We start from the raw sequence: 18,210 nt of genomic DNA, 5'->3' as shown, positions 1-18,210 counted from the left end.
TTAGTTACATTATAGCTTCCATCTCGGCAATAATTTCCGCTCCGGAGCCCCAATCCATGCGCTTTGCCACAGTTCTCGGGTATCATGCGGGGTTGGCCGCTGTTAATTAAAGAATTGTATGTCTGACATTGAGAATATCCCTGAGCAAGTAAAGTTCGCCGATTTCGGCTTGGCGCCGGAAATCCTGCGCGCACTGACCGACCAGGGTTACGTGCACCCGACGCCGATCCAGGCGAAAGCGATCCCGATCCTGTTGCAGGGCCGAGACGTGATGGGTGCTGCCCAGACCGGTACCGGCAAGACGGCCAGTTTTTCCCTGCCGATCATCCAGCTGCTGCTGGCCCACGCGAATTCATCGATGAGCCCTGCGCGCCACCCGGTGCGCGCCCTGGTGCTCGCGCCGACCCGCGAACTGGCCGTGCAGGTGGCGGAAAACGTCGCAGCCTATTGCAAGCACACCCCGCTGCGTTCCACCGTGGTCTTCGGCGGCATGGACATGAAGCCGCAGACCGAAAAGCTGCGCAGCGGCGTGGAAATCGTGATCGCCACTCCTGGCCGCCTGCTGGACCACGTTGAGCAGAAAAATATTTCGCTGGGCCAGGTGCAGATGCTGGTCATGGACGAAGCCGACCGCATGCTGGACATGGGCTTCCTGCCCGACCTGCAGCGCATCATCAACCTGCTGCCGAAGAAGCGCCAGAACCTGATGTTCTCGGCCACCTTCTCGCCGGAGATCAAGAAGCTGGCTTCCAGCTTCCTGACCGACCCGATCACGATCGAAGTGGCGCGCTCCAATGCCACCGCCGAACGCGTGACCCAGGTGGTGTACAAGGTCAACGAAGATCACAAGCGCGATGCCGTCGCCCATATCCTGCGCCAGCGCGAGCTGAAGCAGGTGATCGTGTTCTCCAACACCAAGATCGGCGCTTCGCGCCTGGCGCGCGGTTTGGCTGCGGAAGGCATGAAGGCCGCCGCCATCCACGGCGACAAGACGCAGCAGGAGCGCATGCAGGCGCTGGACGCTTTCAAGAAAGGCGAGATCGATGTGCTGGTCGCCACCGACGTGGCGGCGCGCGGCCTGGATATTTCGGACCTGCCGTGCGTGATCAACTTCGACCTGCCGTACAACGCGGAGGACTATGTGCACCGCATCGGCCGCACCGGTCGCGCCGGGGCTTCCGGCGACGCGATTTCGATCTACTCGGACAAGGATGAACGCCTGTTGACCGACATCGAAAAGCTGATCAAGCAGACCGTCCCGCGCGGCACACTGGAAGGTTTCGTGCCGGGCGGCTTCCGCAGCGATGAGCGCCACGGCGACCGCCGCCGCGACCGTACCCAGAGCGACCGCGCACCGCGCAGCGGCGAGCGCCGCGAAGGCGCCCCGCCGCCGCGCCGCGAAAAAGTCGACCCATGGTTCCTGAAGCCGTATGAGCCGGCCCGCAGCAATGGCGTCGCGGTTGGCGCCGCTCCTGCGGCGCCGGCCAAGCCGAAGCAGAAGGTTGCCGCCCTGCTGGGCGGACTGCCGAAAGGCTAAGACGAAAAAAGGCCCGTTGAACACGGGCCTTTTTTTCGTGGACGTTGGTGTCTGACCCTGCGGGTCGGACACCGGTTTACCGGTTCTCGCAGGTGCCGTTCACTGGCTCAATGCTTGCCGAAACAGGACGGGCACGACACTCCCGGCACATACTCAGGTGCCAGTTGCTGGCGCGGGGTCACCACGGCGCGGCAGGCGAAGCACTGCTTGGTTTCGGTCGGCTCGAGCTGCGGGTTCAGCGCAGTGCGGTAGTCGAACACGAAGCAATCGCCGGTGTAGTGGGCGCCGCCGACTTCCTCGAAGTACTTCAGGATGCCGCCTTCAAGCTGGTACACATTGTCGTAGCCGATGTTCTGCATGTGGATCGCGGCTTTCTCGCAGCGGATGCCGCCGGTGCAGAAGGTGACCACGGTCTTGCCTTCAAAGTCAGCCTTGTGCTTCTCGATGATTTCCGGGAATTCGGTGAACTTGGTCAGGCGGTAGTCGACGGTGTTGTTGAAGGTGCCCACGTCCACTTCATAGTCGTTGCGGGTTTCCACCATGACGACCGGCTTGCCGTTGTCGTCGTGGCCCTGGTCCAGCCAGCGCTTCAGGTCTTTGGCTTGCACATGCGGTGCGCGGCCGTCTTCCGGACGGATCAGCGGATGACGCATGGTGATGATTTCTTTCTTGATGCGCACCAGCATGCGGCGGTGCGACTGCTCGGCCGACAGGCTTTCCTTCACTTCCAGGTCCGCCAGGCGCGCGTCGCTGCGCACCCAGGCCAGGTACTCGTCGATATTGGCGCGGGTGCCGGACAGGAACATATTGATGCCTTCCGGGGTCAGCAGGATGGTGCCCCTCAGGCCCAGGCGGGCGCAGATGTCCTGGTATTGCGGGCGCAGTTCGTCCAGCTGCTCGAGCGTGATGAATTTGTAGGCCGCGATGTTGACGTAAACGGCTGGTGCCGCGCCGGGCGTTGCAGGCGCGTTTTCAATGGTTGCTTGCATGGGATTGGTAATCGATTGAATCCGGAACAGCCAACATTATAGCCGCACTCGGCGGAATGCCCAAATAATAGGCAGGGATTGCCAAATGGTTAAATGGTCTGGAATAATTGCTATCAAGTGATGCAAGACAGAAAGGTCGATTCAATGAAAGATAGTGGAGCACCCAATCCCGGCATCGATTTCCTGACGCGTGCCGTGGCGTATTCGAAGGGCGGTTGCGAAACCGATGGCTTGGCTGCGAAAGAAATGGTGGAGCGCGTCCATCAGAATGGCGATCACCTGATCAGCAAGAACACTTTCCGTATCCGCAAGCCTGCATGACGCCATTGCCGCTTCCTGCCGCCGGTCCCGCGATGCTGTTGCGCGCGCTGTTCAAGGGCGCGCGGGCTGCGCAGCCTTCGTCAGCGATCACATCGCGCTACCTGCTCGAACGCCTCGATGCCGGCCAACTGGCGCGCTACAACGCCTTGCTGGGATTTGCGGCGGACGCCTTGCCTGTTTCGTTCTATTACCTGCCCGCCCAGCGCGCGCATATGGCGACGATGCTGGAGGACGTCTTCCCCTTCCGCCTGGTGGGCATGATCCATGTGGCGAACGATATCCGCGAATTGCGGCAAGCTGACCGCGCGCTGCCGATGGAACTCGCAACGCAGGTGGTCATCGAGCCGGCCGCTGCGAACGGCGCACGCTATTGCGAACTGCTGACAACAGGCAGCCAATCGGGGCAGGGCGTATTTGAATGCCGCAGCCGTTACCTCGCGGTGCGCGGCAAGCGCCGCGCCGACGGTGGGCCGCAGCCTGGCGACCACGCTACCCAGGAGGCTGGGCAGCCGGCGGGTGAGTGGTCACTTGCGGCGGATGCGGGACGCCGGTATGCATCGGTATCGGGCGACTGGAACCCGATCCACTTGTGGCGATGGTCGGCCCGCCTGCTTGGCATGAAACAGCCGATCATTCACGGCATGCACACCGTCGCCAAAGCCTGTGCTTTGCTGGAACAGCGGGAAGGGCGGCGCCTGACCGCGATTTCTGCCCGCTTCAAGGCGCCGATTCCGCTCGGGGCGAAAGCTGAATTGCGGCTGATCGAGCCGGCCGGCGGCTACCAGGTTTGGGCCGCGGGCAAACTGGCGGTGGAAGGCTGCCCCGGTTAGCGCTTACTTCTGCGCCAGCACCCAGCGCACCAGCTGATGCGCTTCGGCGTCGGTCACCTGGTTAGGCGGCATCGGCACAGCGCCCCAGACGCCGGAGCCGCCCTGCAACACCTTCAGGATCAGTTTATCTTCGGCGCCCTTGTCGTTTTTGTATTTCGCCGCGACGTCCTTGAACGATGGCCCAACCAGCTTCTTGGCCATGGCGTGGCAGGCGAAGCAGCTCTTCGATTTAGCCAACTGCTCAGGTTCTTCCGCATAGGCCGCCAGCGAGGCGGTCATCAGCAGGGCAGCAGCAACAATTTTCATCTTCATCTCCAAGGGTGGATTGGTAACGCTGATTCTAGCCGCGCCATGCGGCCGTGGCAGGCTCATTTGTAAGCAATTATGGCGCGTCCTATACTGAACTAGCCAGCAATCTAGTTCACCAGGAGGCGCCTCATGTACAAAGAAGTCGGCGCATTTGACGCAAAGGCAAGATTTTCAGAGTTGTTGCGAGGCGTCAGCGAAGGCCAGCGGTATACGATTTCGGTCCGCGGCAAACCGGTGGCGGATCTTGTTCCATCGCAAGCAAGTCCCTTGGCCGATGCCAGGCTCGCCATGGAAGCATTACGCAAACTTCCAAAGGTTAAGGGCATAGCCGACGCCGAAATCGCGGCCATGATCCGTGAGGGCCGAGAGTGAACGTCGTGCTTGACGCGTCCATGGCATTGGCCTGGATTTTTGAGAGGACTTCGCCGCAAGAGCGGCTACTTGCCGACCGGCTGCTTGAACCTTCACGCGCCTGGCAGTTCCAGGTACCACCGCTTTGGCATCTGGAAGTGGCAAACGGCTTGCTTGTCGGGCTGCGGCGCGCGCTCTTGTTGGAGGCACAGGCGGTCAACTTCCTGCATCATCTTTATTGCTTGCCAATTACGACCGACAGGACTGAGCCCGGCCTGCAGGGAAGGCAGGCCTTCATGCGCGGCCAAGCCATCGGGCTCACCGCTTATGACGCCTGCTATCTTGACCTGGCCCTGCGCCAAGGGGCTGCCCTGGCGACCTTTGAGCGCCAACTGGCGCAAGCCGCGCGGCAGGCGGGCGTGCAGCTAGTGGAATAGGAGCGGAGGCAGCTCAGGCGTTAAAATAGGGGATATTCGACTCACAATCCGCCTGCCCCCATGAGCATTGAAACAATCGACCAGCCAGTCGACGCCACGCCAGCCGCCGCGCCCGCGGGACCGCAATTCGTCCACCTGCGCGTGCACACGGAATATTCGATTGTCGACGGCCTGGTGCGCTATGACGACATGATCAAGAAGGCGGTCAAGGATGGGCAGGGCGCCCTGGCCATTACCGACCTGGCCAATATGTTCGCCATGGTGCGCTTCTACAAGGCGGCGCGTGGCAAGGGCATCAAGCCTATCGTCGGCGTCGACGCCTGGATCACCAACGACGAAAACCGCGACAAGCCGCACCGGATCATGCTGTTCGCGAAGAACCGCATGGGTTACCTGCAGCTGTGCGAACTGTTGTCGGAAGCCTGGTTGAACAACCAGTGGAAGGGCCGCGCCGAAATCCGCGCCGAGTGGCTGCGCGACTTGCCGAACAAGCAGTACCCGCTGTTGCCGAACGAAGATCCGCGCAACTGCCTGATCGCCTTGTCCGGCGCCCATTTCGGCGACATCGGCCAGGCCATCGACAACGGCAACCTGGAACTGGCGGAAGCCAATGCCCGGAAATGGGCCGAGATTTTCCCGAACGGTCATTTCTACGTCGAGATCCAGCGCGCCGGCCAGGCCAACCAGGAAGTGCAGGTACGCCAGTCGGTGGCGATCGCAGCCAAGCTTGGCCTGCCGGTGGTGGCAACGCATCCGGTGCAATTCCTGTCGCAGGAAGAATATATCGCCCACGAAGCGCGCGTCTGTATCGCGGAAGGCGAAATGCTGGCCAATGCCAAGCGCGTCAAGCGCTTCAACGAGCAAATGCGCTTCCTCACGCAGGCGGAAATGGCGGAGCTGTTCCACGACTTGCCGGCCGCTCTGCAAAACTCGGTGGAAATCGCCAAGCGCTGCAACCTGACCCTGGTGCTGGGCAAGCCGCAGTTGCCGAACTTCCCGACGCCGGGCATGACCATCGATGAATTCCTGGTTGCGGAGACCACCAAGGGCCTGGAAGAGCGCCTGATCCAGCTGTTCCCCGATCCGGAGAAACGCGAAAAGGAGCGCCCGCGCTACGAGGCGCGCTTGAAGTTCGAGAACGACACCATCATCAAGATGAAGTTCCCGGGCTACTTCCTGATCGTTGCGGAATTTATCCAGTGGGGCAAGAACAACGGCGTGCCGATTGGACCGGGCCGAGGCTCCGGTGCAGGCTCGCTGGTGGCATATGCGCTGAAGATTACCGACCTCGATCCGCTGAAGTACAACCTGCTGTTCGAACGTTTCCTGAACCCGGAACGGGTATCGATGCCCGACTTCGATATTGACTTCTGCCAGGAAAAGCGAGAGCTGGTGATCCAGCACGTGAAGGACCTGTACGGGCGCGAAGCGGTGTCGCAGATCGCCACCTTCGGTACCATGGCGGCGAAAGGCGCGATCCGCGACGTCGGCCGCGTGATGGACTTCGGCTATAACTTCTGCGACGGCGTGTCCAAGCTGATCCCGTTCAAGCCGGGCAAGCCGGTCTCGATTGCCGAGGCGATCGAAGAAGAACCGTTGCTGAAAGAGCGCCAGGAAAACGAAGAGGAAGTGCGCCAGCTGCTCGACCTGGCGCAGCAGGTGGAAGGCATTACCCGTAACATCGGCATGCACGCCGGTGGCGTTTTGATCGCGCCGGGCAAGCTCACCGACTTCTGCCCGCTGTACACCCAGTCCGGCGATACCGGCGTGGTGTCGCAGTTCGACAAGGACGACGTGGAGGCGATCGGCCTGGTGAAGTTCGACTTCCTGGGCTTGACCACGCTGACCATCCTGGACCGCGCCGTCAACTACATCAAGGATCTCGATCCGGAAGGCGCCCAGGATTTCGACCTGGCCAAGCTGCCGCTGAACGACCGCCCGACCTACGAGCTGCTGACCAAGGCGAAAACCGTCGCCGTGTTCCAGCTTGAATCGCGCGGCATGCAGGGGATGCTGAAGGACGCGCGTCCCGACCGCTTCGAAGACATTATTGCGCTGGTGGCGCTGTACCGCCCGGGCCCGATGGACCTGATCCCGGACTTCTGCAAGCGTAAGCACGGCGAGAAATTCGATTACCCCGATCCGCGCACCGAGGGCATCCTGTCCGAAACCTACGGCATCATGGTTTACCAGGAACAGGTTATGCAGATGGCGCAGATCATCGGCGGCTACTCGTTGGGCGGCGCGGACATGCTGCGCCGTGCGATGGGTAAGAAAAAAGCCGAAGAGATGGCGGAGCACCGCGAGATCTTCCGCAAGGGCGCGCAGGAGGGCGGCCTGACCGTCGAGAAGGCCGACGAGATCTTCGACTTGATGGAGAAGTTCGCCGGCTACGGCTTCAACAAGTCGCACGCGGCCGCCTATGCGCTGCTGTCGTACCACACCGCCTACCTGAAGCATCACCACACCGCAGCGTTCATGGCAGCCAACATGTCGCTGGCCATGGACGATACCGAGAAGGTCAAGATCCTGGTCGAAGACTCGATCGATGTCTGCGGCCTGACCATCCTGCCGCCGGATGTCAATCAATCGGCATACCACTTCCGTCCGGACGGTGAACCGGGCAAGAAGGCGACCAGGATCCGCTACGGCCTGGGCGGCGTGAAAGGTGCTGGCCAGAACGCTATCGAGGCAATCATTGCCGCCCGCAAGGCTGGCGGCCCGTTCACCAGCCTGTTCGACTTCTGCAAGCGCGTGGACAAGAAGCAGATGAACCGCCGCACCATCGAAGCCCTGATCCGCGCCGGCGCCTTCGATGGCTTCGGGGTGGACCGCGCGGTATTGTTTGCCTCGGTCAGCTTCGCCATGGAATACGCCGACCAGGAAGCCAAGTCGGCCAACCAGGTCAGCCTGTTCGGCGGCGACGATTCCGACCTGGTGGCGCCGCCGGACTACGTGCAGGCCACCCCTTGGACCGACCGCGAGAAGCTGGCGGAAGAAAAGATCGCGCTGGGCTACTACCTGTCCGGCCACATGTTCGACTCCTACCAGCAAGAAGCGCGCCGCTTCGCGCGCACCAAGCTATCCGAACTCGAACCGTCGCGCGAACCGCGCATGATGTGCGGCGTGATTTCCGGCATCCGCACCCAGATGACCCAGCGCGGCAAGCTGCTGATCGTCACGCTGGACGACAAGACCGCCGTGGTCGAAGTCACCGTCTACAACGAGGTCTTCGAACCGAACAAGCATATGTTCAAGGAAGACGAATTCCTGTGCGTGACGGGCAAGGTGTCGGAAGACCGCTTCTCCGGCGGCCTGCGCATCTCGGCGGAAAAGGTCTACAACATCACTGCCGCGCGCATCCAGTTCGGCCGCCAGATCGGCATGGCGCTGCCAAAAGCCGTGCCGTCCGCCAAGCTGGCCGAGATCCTCGGCCCGCACCGCGACGAATACGGCTTGCCGGTGTCGATGCGGGTCAAGCCGCAAGGCATCGACTGTGTGTTGCAACTTGGCGACGACTGGCGCCTGGCGCCGTCCGATGCACTGAAAATCGCACTGGAACAGGGCTTGGGAGCGCAGGAAGTAGCGATCGAGTATTGATGTGTTATTGCATGGGTGATAACATTTTCAACCATGCTATTTAACTCATTCAGCTTCCTGCTAGGCTTCCTGCCGGTGACCCTGATCGGCTATTTCCTGCTTGCGCGGCGCCGCCCGGCGTGGGGCGTTGCGTGGCTGGCGCTGGCGTCGATCTTTTTCTACGGCTGGTGGGACGTGCGTTATGTGCCGCTGCTGCTCGGCTCCATCGTCGCCAACTACGGCTGCGCACAGGCGATTCGCCGCGCACAGGGCAGCGCGCGCAAGTGGTGGCTGGCGGCTGCGGTGGCAGCCAACCTGGTGCTGCTTGGCTACTACAAGTACGCCAACTTCTTCTACACCAGCCTGACTGGCCAGCACGCCGACATGCTGCAGGTGGTGCTGCCGATCGGCATCTCGTTCTTCACCTTCACCCAGATTGCCTTCCTGGTCGATACTGCGCGCGGCTTCGTGCAGGAGGGGCGCTTCATCCACTACCTGCTGTTCGTCACCTACTTCCCGCACCTGGTGGCCGGCCCCGTGCTGCACCACAAGGAAATGATGCCGCAGTTTGCCGACCCGCGGAATGCCTTGCCGCGGGCAGAGAATTTCTCGGTAGGGACCACCATTTTCATCATTGGCCTGGCCAAGAAAACGCTGTTGGCCGATACGCTGGCGCCGTATGCCAATGCCCTGTTCAGCGCCCCGGGCGAACCGACGCTGCTGACGGCATGGGGTGGCGTGCTGGCATATTCCTTCCAGCTTTACTTCGATTTCTCGGGCTATTCGGACATGGCGATCGGCCTGTCGCGCATGTTCGGCGTGCACCTGCCGCTGAATTTCAACTCGCCCTACAAATCGCTCAATATCGTCGAATTCTGGCGGCGCTGGCATATGACCCTGTCGCGCTTCCTGCGCGACTACCTGTACATTCCGCTGGGCGGCAATCGCCACGGTGCTGTGCGCGCCAAGGCGAACCTGATGGTGACCATGCTGCTGGGCGGCCTGTGGCACGGCGCAAGCTGGAACTTCGTGCTGTGGGGCGGCCTGCATGGCGCCTACCTGGTGATTGCGCACGCGTGGCAGATGCTCAAGGCGCGCCTCGGCTGGCAAGGCTCCGGCAAGGCCGGCTCGTTCGCGGCATGGGCGTTGACCTTCATCGCCGTGGCCTACGCCTGGGTCTTTTTCCGCGCGGCGGACCTGCCTTCGGCGCTGCGCATCGTGGCCGGCATGTCCGGCCAGTATGGCGTGGCGCTGCCGGATGCCATCGGTGCCCGCCTGGGCGGGCTGCACGATGCATTGGCCGCGCTGGGAATCAAATGGACGCTGGGCGGCGCCACCCAGTTCATCGAAACCTGGTGCTGGGTTGTGGTCGCCGCGCTGGTGGCGTTCCTGGCGCCGAATACGCAGCAAATCATGCATCGCTTCGAACCTGCGCTCGATCATGATGGCACGGCAGCGCCAGCGCGCCTGGCCTGGCTGCCGGCGCCGCGTCCTGCGCTGGTGACCGGTATGCTGGCCGTGTTCTGCCTGCTGGCCCTGTCGCGGCCGAGTGAATTCCTCTACTTCCAGTTCTGATCATGTCCAACGCTTCGCATCACCATTACTTGCGCAAACTGGGCCTGGTCATGCTGGCCGGCGTCCTGCTGGTGGCCAGCGTGGTCGTGCTGGCCGACCCCTATGGCCTGTACGGCGTGGTGCGCAAGCCCGGCCTGAACGCGGACAAGCCGGTGCCGCAGTATTTCCGTAACAGGATCAAGCTGTCCGGCGCGCAGCGCCTGGGCGCTACCCAGTTCCTGCTGGGGAATTCGCGGGTGGAGGTCGGTTTCGACCCGGACAGTCCCGTGCTCGGCGGCGGTGCCTACAACCTGGGCCTGGCGGGTACCGGCACCATGGTGGCGGTCGGGCAGTTGCAGTATTTGCGCGGCCTGGGCGTGAAGCCGTCGCGCGTGATCGCCGGCGTCGATTTTCACGATGCCTTGCTGGCGCCGGGGCAGAAGGGCGGCGTGCGCCCGGTTCCGAAGGCGGGAGTCGAGAGCCTGGGCTGGCGCGTGGAGAGCCTGTTCTCGCTGGCCGCCTTGCATGACGCCGCCACCACCTTTGCCATGCAGGGCGACCGCGAAGCCGAGACCATGACGGAGCGCGGGCTGAATCCCCTCAACCAGTACAAAAAATTTGCGCGCTATGACGGGTATTACAAGATCTTCCGCCAGCGCGCGGAAGAGAGCGCGGCGTCGCTGGTAAGGAAAGCGCCGGGCGGCCTTGACCGCGACGGGCTGCGGGCTGAATTGCGCGGCCTGTTCGATGGCGCGGCAAGCGATAATCCGGGCGTCGACGTGCGCCTGATGGTGTACGCTTACCATGCGCAGCTGCTGGCACTGTACGAGGCAAGCGGCATATGGCCGCGTTTTGAGGAGTGGAAGCGTATTGTGCTGGAGGAAGCGGAAGCTGCACGCGGCCGCTATCCGCAGGCACATATCGTGGTGCATGACTTCAGCGGCTTCGGTGAATTCAATTGCGAGACGATTCCAGGGCCGAATGAGAAAGGCAGCACGCACTGGTATTGGGAGGCTGGGCACCAGAAGCCCGCGCTGGGCGAGGAAATGTTGCGGCGCATGCTGGGCGGGGCGCCGGAAAGCGGCTTCGGCATGGCGCTGACCTTGCAAAACCTGGAGCAGGACCGCCAGCGTATTGCCGCCGAGCGCGCCACTTGCGCGGCGGCGCATCCGGCACTGTTCGCGGAAGCGCATGAGCTGGTGGCGCGCGCGGCGAGCCGACAGTAAAAAGGGGGCAATGAAATGGAAATGAAACGCATCAATGCAGGCAAGCTGCGCGCCATCGGCTATGACGAGCGCGCACGCATGCTGCGCGTCGAGTTCGACGACGGCAGCGCCATCGATTACGAGGGCGTGGGCCGGGACGTCTGGCAGCGCCTGTCCACCTCGGGCAGCGCATGGAGCTTTTACCGCGACAATATCGAGGAAGAGTTTACCGGTCGCAAAGGGCGCGCCAAGCCGCAGGCGGGAACGCGTCCCGCCGGCCTCGACGAGCTGTTCGGCGACTGAGGCCGCCGGCTTGAACTACATGTCTTTCAGCGCGGTGATGGCGTAGCCTTTGCTGCCCATCTGCTGGGTCAGGCGGTCGATGTGGTAATCAGGCAGGCCTTGCACATCATCATCGACTTCCAGCGATTGCTCGGCTGGCAGCCAGTCGGTGTTGATGGCTTCCTGTGGGATGGGTTTGCCCTCTGGCACGGCGAGGTAGGAAAAAATGCCGTCATGTTCGGCACGGCGGTAGATATCCAGGCGCATCTTCATCTCCCTTCAACTAGTCCTACGCACAGGCTGGCGTAACGCTTTGATTCTACTCCGCTTGGGGGGCTGTGGCCACGCAAGATTGCCGGCCCAGTGAACTGAGCACGGCAAAATTAAGCTGGGTCATCAAATCGTGGCGGCGGCGCGCTTCCGCGCGTTTCTTCGATGGAATTTCTTCCATATCCGGCGCCTTCAGCGGCGCGCAACCCATCTGCCAGTCGCCGTCCGGACGCCGGCTGGCGCCCAATTCCTGCCACAAGCTGTCATAGCATGCCATGACCTTGCCCTTGCGCATTGATTTGGCGCACACGGTGCGATTGTGGTTGCCGACCAGTAGCAGATGCTCGCAGCCGCAGGCATGGCCAAGCTGGCTGGCCAGGCGCACCAACAGGTTCTTGGGCCGCAAGCCGTGCAGGTCGCGCGTCGCTTCGCGCCCCAGGTCGAGACCGCTACCGCTGTGCGGGCCTTGCACGCAGCCCACGCCGACCTGGCGCAACAGGCCTTCCAGTACAAAGGAAAACGCCAGCGAATACACCAGGGTACCCTGGCACATGAGCTGCAGCACCAGTTCGCCCTCGCGCTCCATCGGGACGACCGCCCGTAGTTCGATGGTATAGTGGGCGCCCGATTTTCCCGTGAAACCGGCAAGCCGCAAACCGCCGCGCGCCGCCTGCACCACGGCCTGGCCCATGCCTTGCTGGACGATGAAGCGGTAGTGTTCGGCCAGCGCCGCCGAACGGCGCTGCGCACACAGCCGTTTGCTGAGCCAGGGGCGGTAAATCTTGTGGATCAGGCGCGGTTGCAGGGCAGCCAGTTCGCGCAGGGCAGGATCGGAGTTGAGCAATTCCAGCCAGCCGCGCGTGCGGCGCGGGGCAGCCATGGCGCGACAATGCAGTTTCAGTGCTGCGGTGATGCGGGACAGGCGGGATTTGTGTTCGAGGCCGGAGTGCAGCGTAATTGCTTGTTGATACATTGTGTTATGGGTTTGTAACATTACGTTACAATATGCTAATGCCAATTGCATAGGCTTGGTGCAACGATATTGTCGTTTTACTTATGTGGGGCTGATACATGTTGTTACATGCCAACACATATTGCTAGTTTCACGATCTCCTTATGCGCTTTTCGTTTTTGCTGCCGGCCGCCGGATTTCTCGCCACCTACCTGCTGTTTGACTGGATCACTTATGTCGAGCCGCTGCTTGGCCTGAACATCACGCCGTGGAACCCGGATACCGCGCTGGGCCTGGTGTTCTGGCTGGTATATGGGCGGCGCGCGGCGCTGCCCTGGTTCGTGGCCCTGCTTGCGGGCGATGTGCTGGTGCGGGGCATGCCCGGCGGCTTGTCCGGCACTCTGCTCACGGCCGCCTGGCTGATTTGCGGCTACGGCCTGCTGGGTGAAATCCTGCGCCGCGCGCTGGGCGGTGGCACTATCTTCAGCTCGCGCGCGAGCTTCTACCGCTGGCTGATCATTGTGGCGGCGGGCACCATGCTGAATGCCTTCGGCCATATCAGCCTGCTGGCCTGGCTTGGCCTGGTGCCGTGGGACGACTGGCTGCGTGCCGTGTGGCGTTTCGGTTTCGGCGACATGGTGGGGGTAGTGGTCAGCATGCCGCTGCTGTGGAAGCTGGCCAACCCGCAGGAACGGGCGCGCCTGCGCGAAGCAACCTGGAAGCCGGAGACCCTGGCCTACCTGGCACTGGCGATTTTCGTGCTGTGGGCGGTGTTCGGCTACATCATGACCGCCGAATTCAAGCATTTCTATTTCCTGTTCCTGCCCCTGATCTGGGCCGCCTCGCGCCAGGGCGTGCATGGCGCGGCGCTGGTGGTCTTCGTGCTGCAGCTTGCGATCGTGGCGCTGGTCAGGGCCAATAGCGCCAACAACATCACCGTGTCCGAACTGCAGATGCTCGATGCGGTGCTGGCCTTGGTGGGCTTCTTCATCGGCATCGTGGTCGACGAACGGCGCCAGGTAGCGGAGGAGTTGAAGCAGACCTTGCGCCTGGCCGCGGCAGGCGAGATGGCAGCCGCGCTGGCCCACGAACTGAACCAGCCGATGACGGCGCTGGCAGTGTACGGCAAGGCCTGCGAGCACCTGCTGGCGCGCGGCGATGCCGGCGAACTGCTGAAGAACGCGATCGGGCAGATGATCAATGAATCGGCGCGCGCGGCGGAAGTGGTGCGCCGCCTGCGCGACTTCTTCCGCACCGGCGCCATGCAGCTCGAGACGGTCGGCGCGGCGGCCCTGCAGGCCGGCATCGTGCAGCAATTTCGGCCGCAGTTTGCCGAGCATGGGGTGGCAGTCACGGTTGCGGAGGCACCGGCGCTGGCCGTGCAGGTCGATCGCCTGCAGGTTGAACTGGTGCTGCGCAACTTGCTGGCCAATGCCCTGGACGCGGTGCGCATGCGTCCCGCGGGACAGCGCAGCATCCGGCTCACAGCGGAAAATATCGGCGGCAGGCTGCGCTTCACGGTGGAAGACAGCGGCGACGGCCTGACGCAGCAGGCGGCCGGACGCCTGTTCGAGCCTTTCGTATCGACCAAGGCCAGCGGCATGGGCCTGGGACTGGTGCTGAGCCGCTCCATCGTCGAGGCGCACGGCGGAACTTTATGGGCCGAAGTTGCCGATCACGGCGTCTTTCGATTTATACTGCCGGCGCTGGACTCTGGAGAATAGCCTTGTCAAACCTTACCGTTTTCATCGTCGACGATGATCCTTCGCTGCGCGATGCCCTTGGCCTGCTGCTGGGCGTGCGCGGCTACCGCACCGCCGTTTTTGCCAGTGCCGAAGCCTTCCTGCAGGCCTGGCTGCCCGAATGGGCCGGCTGCCTGGTGGCCGACATCCGCATGTCCGGCATGGACGGACTGACCTTGCAGCGCAAGCTGAATGAGATGAACTGCCTGCTGCCGGTGATTATCGTCACCGGCCATGGCGACGTGAGCTCGGCGCGCGAAGCCTTCAAGGCGCGCGCCGTCGATTTCCTGGAAAAGCCGTTTGACGACGACAAGCTGATCGCCGCCATCGAGGAAGCGTTCTCGATGCAGTTGCGCCAGCGCCAGGACCAGGACCGCCGCCAGCAGCGCGAGCAGCTGCTGGCCGAGCTGACCCCGCGTGAACGCGAAGTGTTCGAGCTGGTGGTGATGGGGCGCCACAACCGCGAAATCGCACCGCAGTTGAACATCAGCGTGCGCACCGTGGAAGTGCACAAGGCGCGCCTGATGGCCAAGCTTGGCGTGGATAACGTAGCCGACCTGGTGCGCGTCGCGCTGCGCGATTAAGCGTTAGTGAATCAAGCGGCGCTTTCGCGCAGCTCGCGCAGGCCGGCCACGGCTTGCGTGGTCTTGTCTTCTGCCCGCTGCAGCACTACCGAGCGGTTGCTCGATTCCTGGTCGCGTTTTGCTTCGCGGTGCCACAGGTGATACACCTCGGTGGCAAAGGCGCCGCTCTTGCGCATCACGCCGGCGTTGAACAGGCGTACCACCAGGTCGGAATCTTCATGGCCCCAGCCGGTGAAGCTCTCGTCGAAGCCGTTCACCAGGTCCAGGTCGCTGCGCCATACAGCCATATTGCAGCTCTTGATGCGGCGCCAGGTAAAGCGATTGCTCTCGCGGGCCAGGTCCGGCAGGGGCAGCATCGTTTGCAGGAATTTATTGGCGTTGCCGGCCAGGTAAAGCTTGAGCTTTTCCAGTGTGCCCAGGCGCTGGATGTCGAGATGCTGTTCCAGCACGCGGCGCGTATAGCCTTCGCTCAGCAGCACCCGGCTGCCCGTCACCACATAGCCGCGTTTGGACAGGCGGCGATGGTTGGCGATGAAGTCTTTTTGCGGCACACAGTCGCCATCGATGAAGATGATGTATTCGCCCTGTGCTGCCAGGGTGCCAAGGTTGCGTGCCCGCGCGGCGCGAAAACCAATATCTTCCTGCCACACGTGCTTCATCGGCACCGGCGAGCGGGCCTGCAAGGCCGCTACGGTTTCCCGCGTGTTGTTGGTCGATCCGTCATCGGCGATAATGATCTCGAAGTTCTTGTCGTCCTGCCCAAAACAGGCTTCCACCACGGCCGACAGGGCGTCCGGACGATTGTAGGTGGTGATAATTAACGAGATGGTTGAAGCTTGTTGCATGGATGCTAAAAAATTAATAAGAAATGCCAATGTAAGAACAGTCCGTGCGCATAGCCTCGTCTCCCTCCTGCTGGCGGGCGCCAATGCGGCAGTATACCAGTGCTGGGTCGCCGGCACCGAATGCGCCGGGCAAGGGGCCTGCCGGTGAGGACCCTGGTCATTTCCCCCAACTGGATTGGCGACGCCGTGATGGCGCAGCCGCTGCTGCAGCTGCTGAAGGCTGCCCACCCTGACCGCCCGATCGACGTGCTGGCGCCGCCGGCCGTGTCGCCGGTCTGGCGCCAGATGGCGGAAGTGGCGGAGGTGCTGGAAACCCCGTTCCGCCACGGCGCCTTGCAGCTGAAGGAGCGCTGGCGCTATGCGCGCCTGCTGCGCCAGCGCGGCTATGCCGACGCTTACATCCTGCCGAATACCCTGAAATACGCCCTGATCCCCTGGCTGGCCGGCATTCCGCGCCGCGTCGGATACAAGGGCGAGAGCCGTTATGGGCTGGTCAACGTAATGCACCACGACGACACGCCGCCGCGGCCAATGGTGCCGTTCTACGCCGCGCTGGCCGATGCGCCGGGCGCAGCGCTGCGCGGCAAGCTGCCCAAGCCGCGCATGGTTGCCAGCGACGAGCAGGTGGCTGCTGCCTGCGCCAAGGTGGGACTGGACCTGGCGCGCCCGTTGGTGGTTTTTGCGCCAGGTGCCGAGTTTGGCGGCGCCAAGCGCTGGCCGCCGGCGCATTTCGGCCAGTTGGCGCAGCACATCCTGGCGCGCGACCCGCAAGCCCAGGTTGCGCTGCTCGGTTCGCCCAAGGACGGCCCGAGCTGCGACGAAGTGATTGCCGCCGCCGGTGCGCCGGCTGGCCTGGCCAGCCTGGCTGGCAAGACCAGCCTGTCCGATGCCGTGGCCTTGATTGCCCGTTCGGCGGCGGTGGTCAGCAACGACTCCGGCCTGCTGCACGTGGCTTCCGCGCTGAACCGGCCGGTCATTGCCATTTATGGCCCGACCGATCCCGATCATGCACCGCCGTTTTCCGACCTGGCTGCCTCGATTTCGCTGCGCCTGGAATGCTCGCCATGCCGCCAGCGCGAATGCCCGCTCGGCCACCAGAACTGCATGCACGGCATCAGCGCCGGCCAGGTGTGGCAAACGCTGGAGCCAATGCTCAGCCGTTGACGATAGGCTGGGCAATGATCCAGAGGCTCAGCTGGGTGTAAGCCGCCATCAGTTGCCCGGGGTTATACTCGCGGCATGACACCGCTGGTCCTGATTCCCGGCTATATGCTGGACGACGCCTTGTGGGATGGCATGCTGCCTTTCCTGCCGCCTGAACTCCCGCTGCATTTTGCCAGCCTGGCAGAAGGCGATTCCATCGCCACCATGGCGCATGCCGTGCTGGCGACGTGCCCGCCGCAATTTACCCTGCTTGGTTTTTCGATGGGCGGCTATGTAGCACGTGAAATCGTGCGCATTGCGCCGCAGCGCGTGCAGGCGCTGGCGCTGGTTGCCACTTCCAGCAGGGCCGATTTGCCGCTGCAGGTCGAGCAGCGTAGCAAGGCTGCCCGCGCCGCGCCGCTTGGCTCATTCCGAGGCCTGGGCCGCGCCGCCATAGCGCAATCGCTGCACCCCGATAATGCTGCCAACGAAGAGCTGGTGGCGCAGGTGCGCGCAATGGGTGAACGCCTGGGACGCGAGGTCTTTATGCGCCAATCGCTGATCGTGCGTGGCGCCGATACTGACCGCCTGTCCGGCATCCAATGCCCTACGCTGGTGGTCGCGGCAGCCGAAGACCAGTTGCGCAGCCCGGCCGAAGCACGCGAACTGGCCGATGGCATTCCCGGTGCAAACCTGGTGACGGTGCCCAATGCCGGGCACTTGATTCCACTCGAACAGCCGCAGGTGCTGGCGGCTGCCATCGCTGTGATTTTTCGATAGCTTATTATCGAAAACTTAACGCTATACTCGGCCCATATGGGCTATCACATTTCAATTTTGCGCACGCACGCCAATCCGATCGGGACCGGGGAGCTGATGCAGGCAATCGGCCGGATGTCCGGCCGCCTCGCCGTCGACCAAGATGCGCAGCCCGACCCGCAGGTCTACCAGCCGGCCAAAGGCGAGGAGAGCGAGATCATGCTGCTGGAGGATGGTGAACTGTGGGCCCGGAACCCCAGCCAGGAATTCCTTGGCCTGATGATTGAGCTTGCCGGCTTGCTGGGGGCCCGGGCACGCGGCGATGAACTCGAAACCTATCGCTCGCTGGACGAAACTTATCATCATCCCGACGACAGGGAATTGATTGCCGAAGCGGAGGAACGCTCGCGCAAGCTGGCCAGCGATTTGCGCCGCAAGGACTGGCTCGTCCGCTTCGCGACAGTCGGCGTATCTGCACTGATCGGATGGATCTATGCCCGCTTTATCAAGTAAGGCGCAGG

The 18,210-nt window shown here is 62.9% G+C and carries 19 protein-coding genes; 14 read left to right on the top strand and 5 right to left on the bottom strand.

The genetic code is table 11. The annotated features are described in order from the left end of the window. Positions 1 to 118: 118 nt before the first annotated feature. Positions 119 to 1,537, top strand: a complete 1,419-nt coding sequence (locus ASD58_RS04200; RefSeq protein ID WP_057259848.1) for a DEAD/DEAH box helicase — start codon at positions 119 to 121, stop codon at positions 1,535 to 1,537. Positions 1,538 to 1,644: 107 nt separating this feature from the next. On the opposite strand, the gene ASD58_RS04195 is transcribed toward ASD58_RS04200, so the two are convergent. Then, positions 1,645 to 2,526 (bottom strand): sulfurtransferase, encoded by an 882-nt coding sequence (locus ASD58_RS04195; RefSeq protein ID WP_057259847.1) that lies wholly within the window; start codon positions 2,524 to 2,526, stop codon positions 1,645 to 1,647. A gap of 144 nt (positions 2,527 to 2,670) precedes the next feature. On the opposite strand from ASD58_RS04195, the gene ASD58_RS31040 reads away from it, so the two are divergent. Together ASD58_RS31040 and ASD58_RS04190 are read left to right on the top strand one after the other, a co-directional pair. Then, positions 2,671 to 2,847 carry a hypothetical protein gene (locus ASD58_RS31040; RefSeq protein ID WP_156401146.1) on the top strand — a complete coding sequence of 59 codons (177 nt, stop codon included), beginning with the start codon at positions 2,671 to 2,673 and terminating at the stop codon, positions 2,845 to 2,847. Continuing rightward, complete coding sequence (locus tag ASD58_RS04190) at positions 2,844 to 3,677, top strand: MaoC/PaaZ C-terminal domain-containing protein (RefSeq protein ID WP_057259846.1); 834 nt, start codon at positions 2,844 to 2,846, stop codon at positions 3,675 to 3,677. The genes ASD58_RS31040 and ASD58_RS04190 overlap by 4 nt, the downstream gene beginning before the upstream one ends. 3 nt (positions 3,678 to 3,680) lie before the next feature. On the opposite strand, the gene ASD58_RS04185 is transcribed toward ASD58_RS04190, so the two are convergent. Then, positions 3,681 to 3,983, bottom strand: a complete 303-nt coding sequence (locus ASD58_RS04185) for a c-type cytochrome (RefSeq protein WP_055929792.1) — start codon at positions 3,981 to 3,983, stop codon at positions 3,681 to 3,683. A gap of 132 nt (positions 3,984 to 4,115) precedes the next feature. Between ASD58_RS04185 and ASD58_RS04180 the strand changes: the two genes are divergently transcribed. The 6 genes from ASD58_RS04180 to ASD58_RS04155 are packed head-to-tail and all read left to right on the top strand — an operon-like array spanning position 4,116 to position 11,415. Continuing rightward, positions 4,116 to 4,358: a type II toxin-antitoxin system Phd/YefM family antitoxin gene (locus tag ASD58_RS04180; RefSeq protein WP_057259845.1), complete on the top strand. Its 243-nt coding sequence runs from the start codon at positions 4,116 to 4,118 to the stop codon at positions 4,356 to 4,358. Then, positions 4,355 to 4,774: a type II toxin-antitoxin system VapC family toxin gene (locus tag ASD58_RS04175; RefSeq protein ID WP_229209890.1), complete on the top strand. Its 420-nt coding sequence runs from the start codon at positions 4,355 to 4,357 to the stop codon at positions 4,772 to 4,774. Before ASD58_RS04180 ends, ASD58_RS04175 begins: the two co-directional genes overlap by 4 nt. Positions 4,775 to 4,834: 60 nt before the next feature. Then, complete coding sequence (gene dnaE, locus ASD58_RS04170; RefSeq protein ID WP_057259844.1) at positions 4,835 to 8,374, top strand: DNA polymerase III subunit alpha; 3,540 nt, start codon at positions 4,835 to 4,837, stop codon at positions 8,372 to 8,374. A 33-nt stretch (positions 8,375 to 8,407) separates the two neighbouring features. Further along, positions 8,408 to 9,928 carry an MBOAT family protein gene (locus tag ASD58_RS04165; protein WP_057259843.1) on the top strand — a complete coding sequence of 507 codons (1,521 nt, stop codon included), beginning with the start codon at positions 8,408 to 8,410 and terminating at the stop codon, positions 9,926 to 9,928. Between the two features lie 2 nt (positions 9,929 to 9,930). Beyond that, on the top strand, positions 9,931 to 11,133 hold the full coding sequence (locus ASD58_RS04160) for a hypothetical protein (RefSeq protein ID WP_057259842.1): 1,203 nt from the start codon (positions 9,931 to 9,933) through the stop codon (positions 11,131 to 11,133). 21 nt (positions 11,134 to 11,154) lie between these two features. Then, positions 11,155 to 11,415, top strand: coding sequence for a KTSC domain-containing protein (locus ASD58_RS04155; protein ID WP_229209889.1), 261 nt, complete (start codon positions 11,155 to 11,157; stop codon positions 11,413 to 11,415). Positions 11,416 to 11,430: 15 nt separating this feature from the next. Here ASD58_RS04155 and ASD58_RS04150 read toward each other — a convergent pair whose 3' ends face one another. Beyond that, positions 11,431 to 11,661, bottom strand: a complete 231-nt coding sequence (locus ASD58_RS04150) for a DUF6139 family protein (RefSeq protein WP_057259929.1) — start codon at positions 11,659 to 11,661, stop codon at positions 11,431 to 11,433. 52 nt (positions 11,662 to 11,713) lie between these two features. Next, positions 11,714 to 12,637 carry a DUF535 family protein gene (locus tag ASD58_RS04145; RefSeq protein ID WP_057259840.1) on the bottom strand — a complete coding sequence of 308 codons (924 nt, stop codon included), beginning with the start codon at positions 12,635 to 12,637 and terminating at the stop codon, positions 11,714 to 11,716. 143 nt (positions 12,638 to 12,780) lie between these two features. Between ASD58_RS04145 and ASD58_RS04140 the strand changes: the two genes are divergently transcribed. Both ASD58_RS04140 and ASD58_RS04135 read left to right on the top strand, forming a co-directional pair. Beyond that, the gene (locus tag ASD58_RS04140) at positions 12,781 to 14,340 is read left to right on the top strand and encodes an ATP-binding protein (protein WP_057259839.1); all 1,560 of its coding nucleotides are present in this window, start codon (positions 12,781 to 12,783) and stop codon (positions 14,338 to 14,340) included. A gap of 2 nt (positions 14,341 to 14,342) precedes the next feature. After that, positions 14,343 to 14,942, top strand: a complete 600-nt coding sequence (locus ASD58_RS04135; RefSeq protein ID WP_057259838.1) for a response regulator transcription factor — start codon at positions 14,343 to 14,345, stop codon at positions 14,940 to 14,942. Between the two features lie 11 nt (positions 14,943 to 14,953). Here ASD58_RS04135 and ASD58_RS04130 read toward each other — a convergent pair whose 3' ends face one another. After that, a complete protein-coding gene (locus ASD58_RS04130; RefSeq protein ID WP_057259837.1) occupies positions 14,954 to 15,787 on the bottom strand; it encodes a glycosyltransferase family 2 protein in 834 nt (277 codons plus the stop codon). Positions 15,788 to 15,907: 120 nt separating this feature from the next. Between ASD58_RS04130 and waaF the strand changes: the two genes are divergently transcribed. The 3 genes from waaF to ASD58_RS04115 all read left to right on the top strand — a co-directional run bounded on the left by waaF (position 15,908) and on the right by ASD58_RS04115 (position 18,202). Then, positions 15,908 to 16,951 (top strand): lipopolysaccharide heptosyltransferase II, encoded by a 1,044-nt coding sequence (waaF, locus tag ASD58_RS04125; RefSeq protein WP_057259836.1) that lies wholly within the window; start codon positions 15,908 to 15,910, stop codon positions 16,949 to 16,951. 75 nt (positions 16,952 to 17,026) lie between these two features. Further along, positions 17,027 to 17,710, top strand: a complete 684-nt coding sequence (locus tag ASD58_RS04120) for an alpha/beta fold hydrolase (protein WP_057259835.1) — start codon at positions 17,027 to 17,029, stop codon at positions 17,708 to 17,710. A gap of 36 nt (positions 17,711 to 17,746) precedes the next feature. Beyond that, positions 17,747 to 18,202 (top strand): hypothetical protein, encoded by a 456-nt coding sequence (locus ASD58_RS04115; RefSeq protein WP_057259834.1) that lies wholly within the window; start codon positions 17,747 to 17,749, stop codon positions 18,200 to 18,202. Positions 18,203 to 18,210 lie beyond the last annotated feature (8 nt).

The organism is Duganella sp. Root1480D1, assembly GCF_001427305.1.
GTDB lineage: Bacteria > Pseudomonadota > Gammaproteobacteria > Burkholderiales > Burkholderiaceae_D > Rugamonas.
Note: the sequence above shows the minus strand (reverse complement) of the source record. Positions and strands in the feature narration are given on the sequence as shown.

Coding starts and splice junctions, on each gene's coding strand:
- ASD58_RS04165 (WP_057259843.1), top strand. CDS start 8,408: ATGCTATTTAACTCATTCAGCTTCCTGCTAGGCTTCCTGCCGGTGACC.
- ASD58_RS04200 (WP_057259848.1), top strand. CDS start 119: ATGTCTGACATTGAGAATATCCCTGAGCAAGTAAAGTTCGCCGATTTC.
- ASD58_RS04120 (WP_057259835.1), top strand. CDS start 17,027: ATGACACCGCTGGTCCTGATTCCCGGCTATATGCTGGACGACGCCTTG.
- ASD58_RS31040 (WP_156401146.1), top strand. CDS start 2,671: ATGAAAGATAGTGGAGCACCCAATCCCGGCATCGATTTCCTGACGCGT.
- ASD58_RS04185 (WP_055929792.1), bottom strand. CDS start 3,983: ATGAAAATTGTTGCTGCTGCCCTGCTGATGACCGCCTCGCTGGCGGCC.
- ASD58_RS04140 (WP_057259839.1), top strand. CDS start 12,781: ATGCGCTTTTCGTTTTTGCTGCCGGCCGCCGGATTTCTCGCCACCTAC.
- ASD58_RS04180 (WP_057259845.1), top strand. CDS start 4,116: ATGTACAAAGAAGTCGGCGCATTTGACGCAAAGGCAAGATTTTCAGAG.
- ASD58_RS04150 (WP_057259929.1), bottom strand. CDS start 11,661: ATGCGCCTGGATATCTACCGCCGTGCCGAACATGACGGCATTTTTTCC.
- ASD58_RS04195 (WP_057259847.1), bottom strand. CDS start 2,526: ATGCAAGCAACCATTGAAAACGCGCCTGCAACGCCCGGCGCGGCACCA.
- dnaE (WP_057259844.1), top strand. CDS start 4,835: ATGAGCATTGAAACAATCGACCAGCCAGTCGACGCCACGCCAGCCGCC.
- ASD58_RS04145 (WP_057259840.1), bottom strand. CDS start 12,637: ATGTATCAACAAGCAATTACGCTGCACTCCGGCCTCGAACACAAATCC.
- ASD58_RS04190 (WP_057259846.1), top strand. CDS start 2,844: ATGACGCCATTGCCGCTTCCTGCCGCCGGTCCCGCGATGCTGTTGCGC.
- ASD58_RS04155 (WP_229209889.1), top strand. CDS start 11,155: ATGAAACGCATCAATGCAGGCAAGCTGCGCGCCATCGGCTATGACGAG.
- waaF (WP_057259836.1), top strand. CDS start 15,908: ATGCGCCGGGCAAGGGGCCTGCCGGTGAGGACCCTGGTCATTTCCCCC.
- ASD58_RS04130 (WP_057259837.1), bottom strand. CDS start 15,787: ATGCAACAAGCTTCAACCATCTCGTTAATTATCACCACCTACAATCGT.
- ASD58_RS04115 (WP_057259834.1), top strand. CDS start 17,747: ATGGGCTATCACATTTCAATTTTGCGCACGCACGCCAATCCGATCGGG.
- ASD58_RS04160 (WP_057259842.1), top strand. CDS start 9,931: ATGTCCAACGCTTCGCATCACCATTACTTGCGCAAACTGGGCCTGGTC.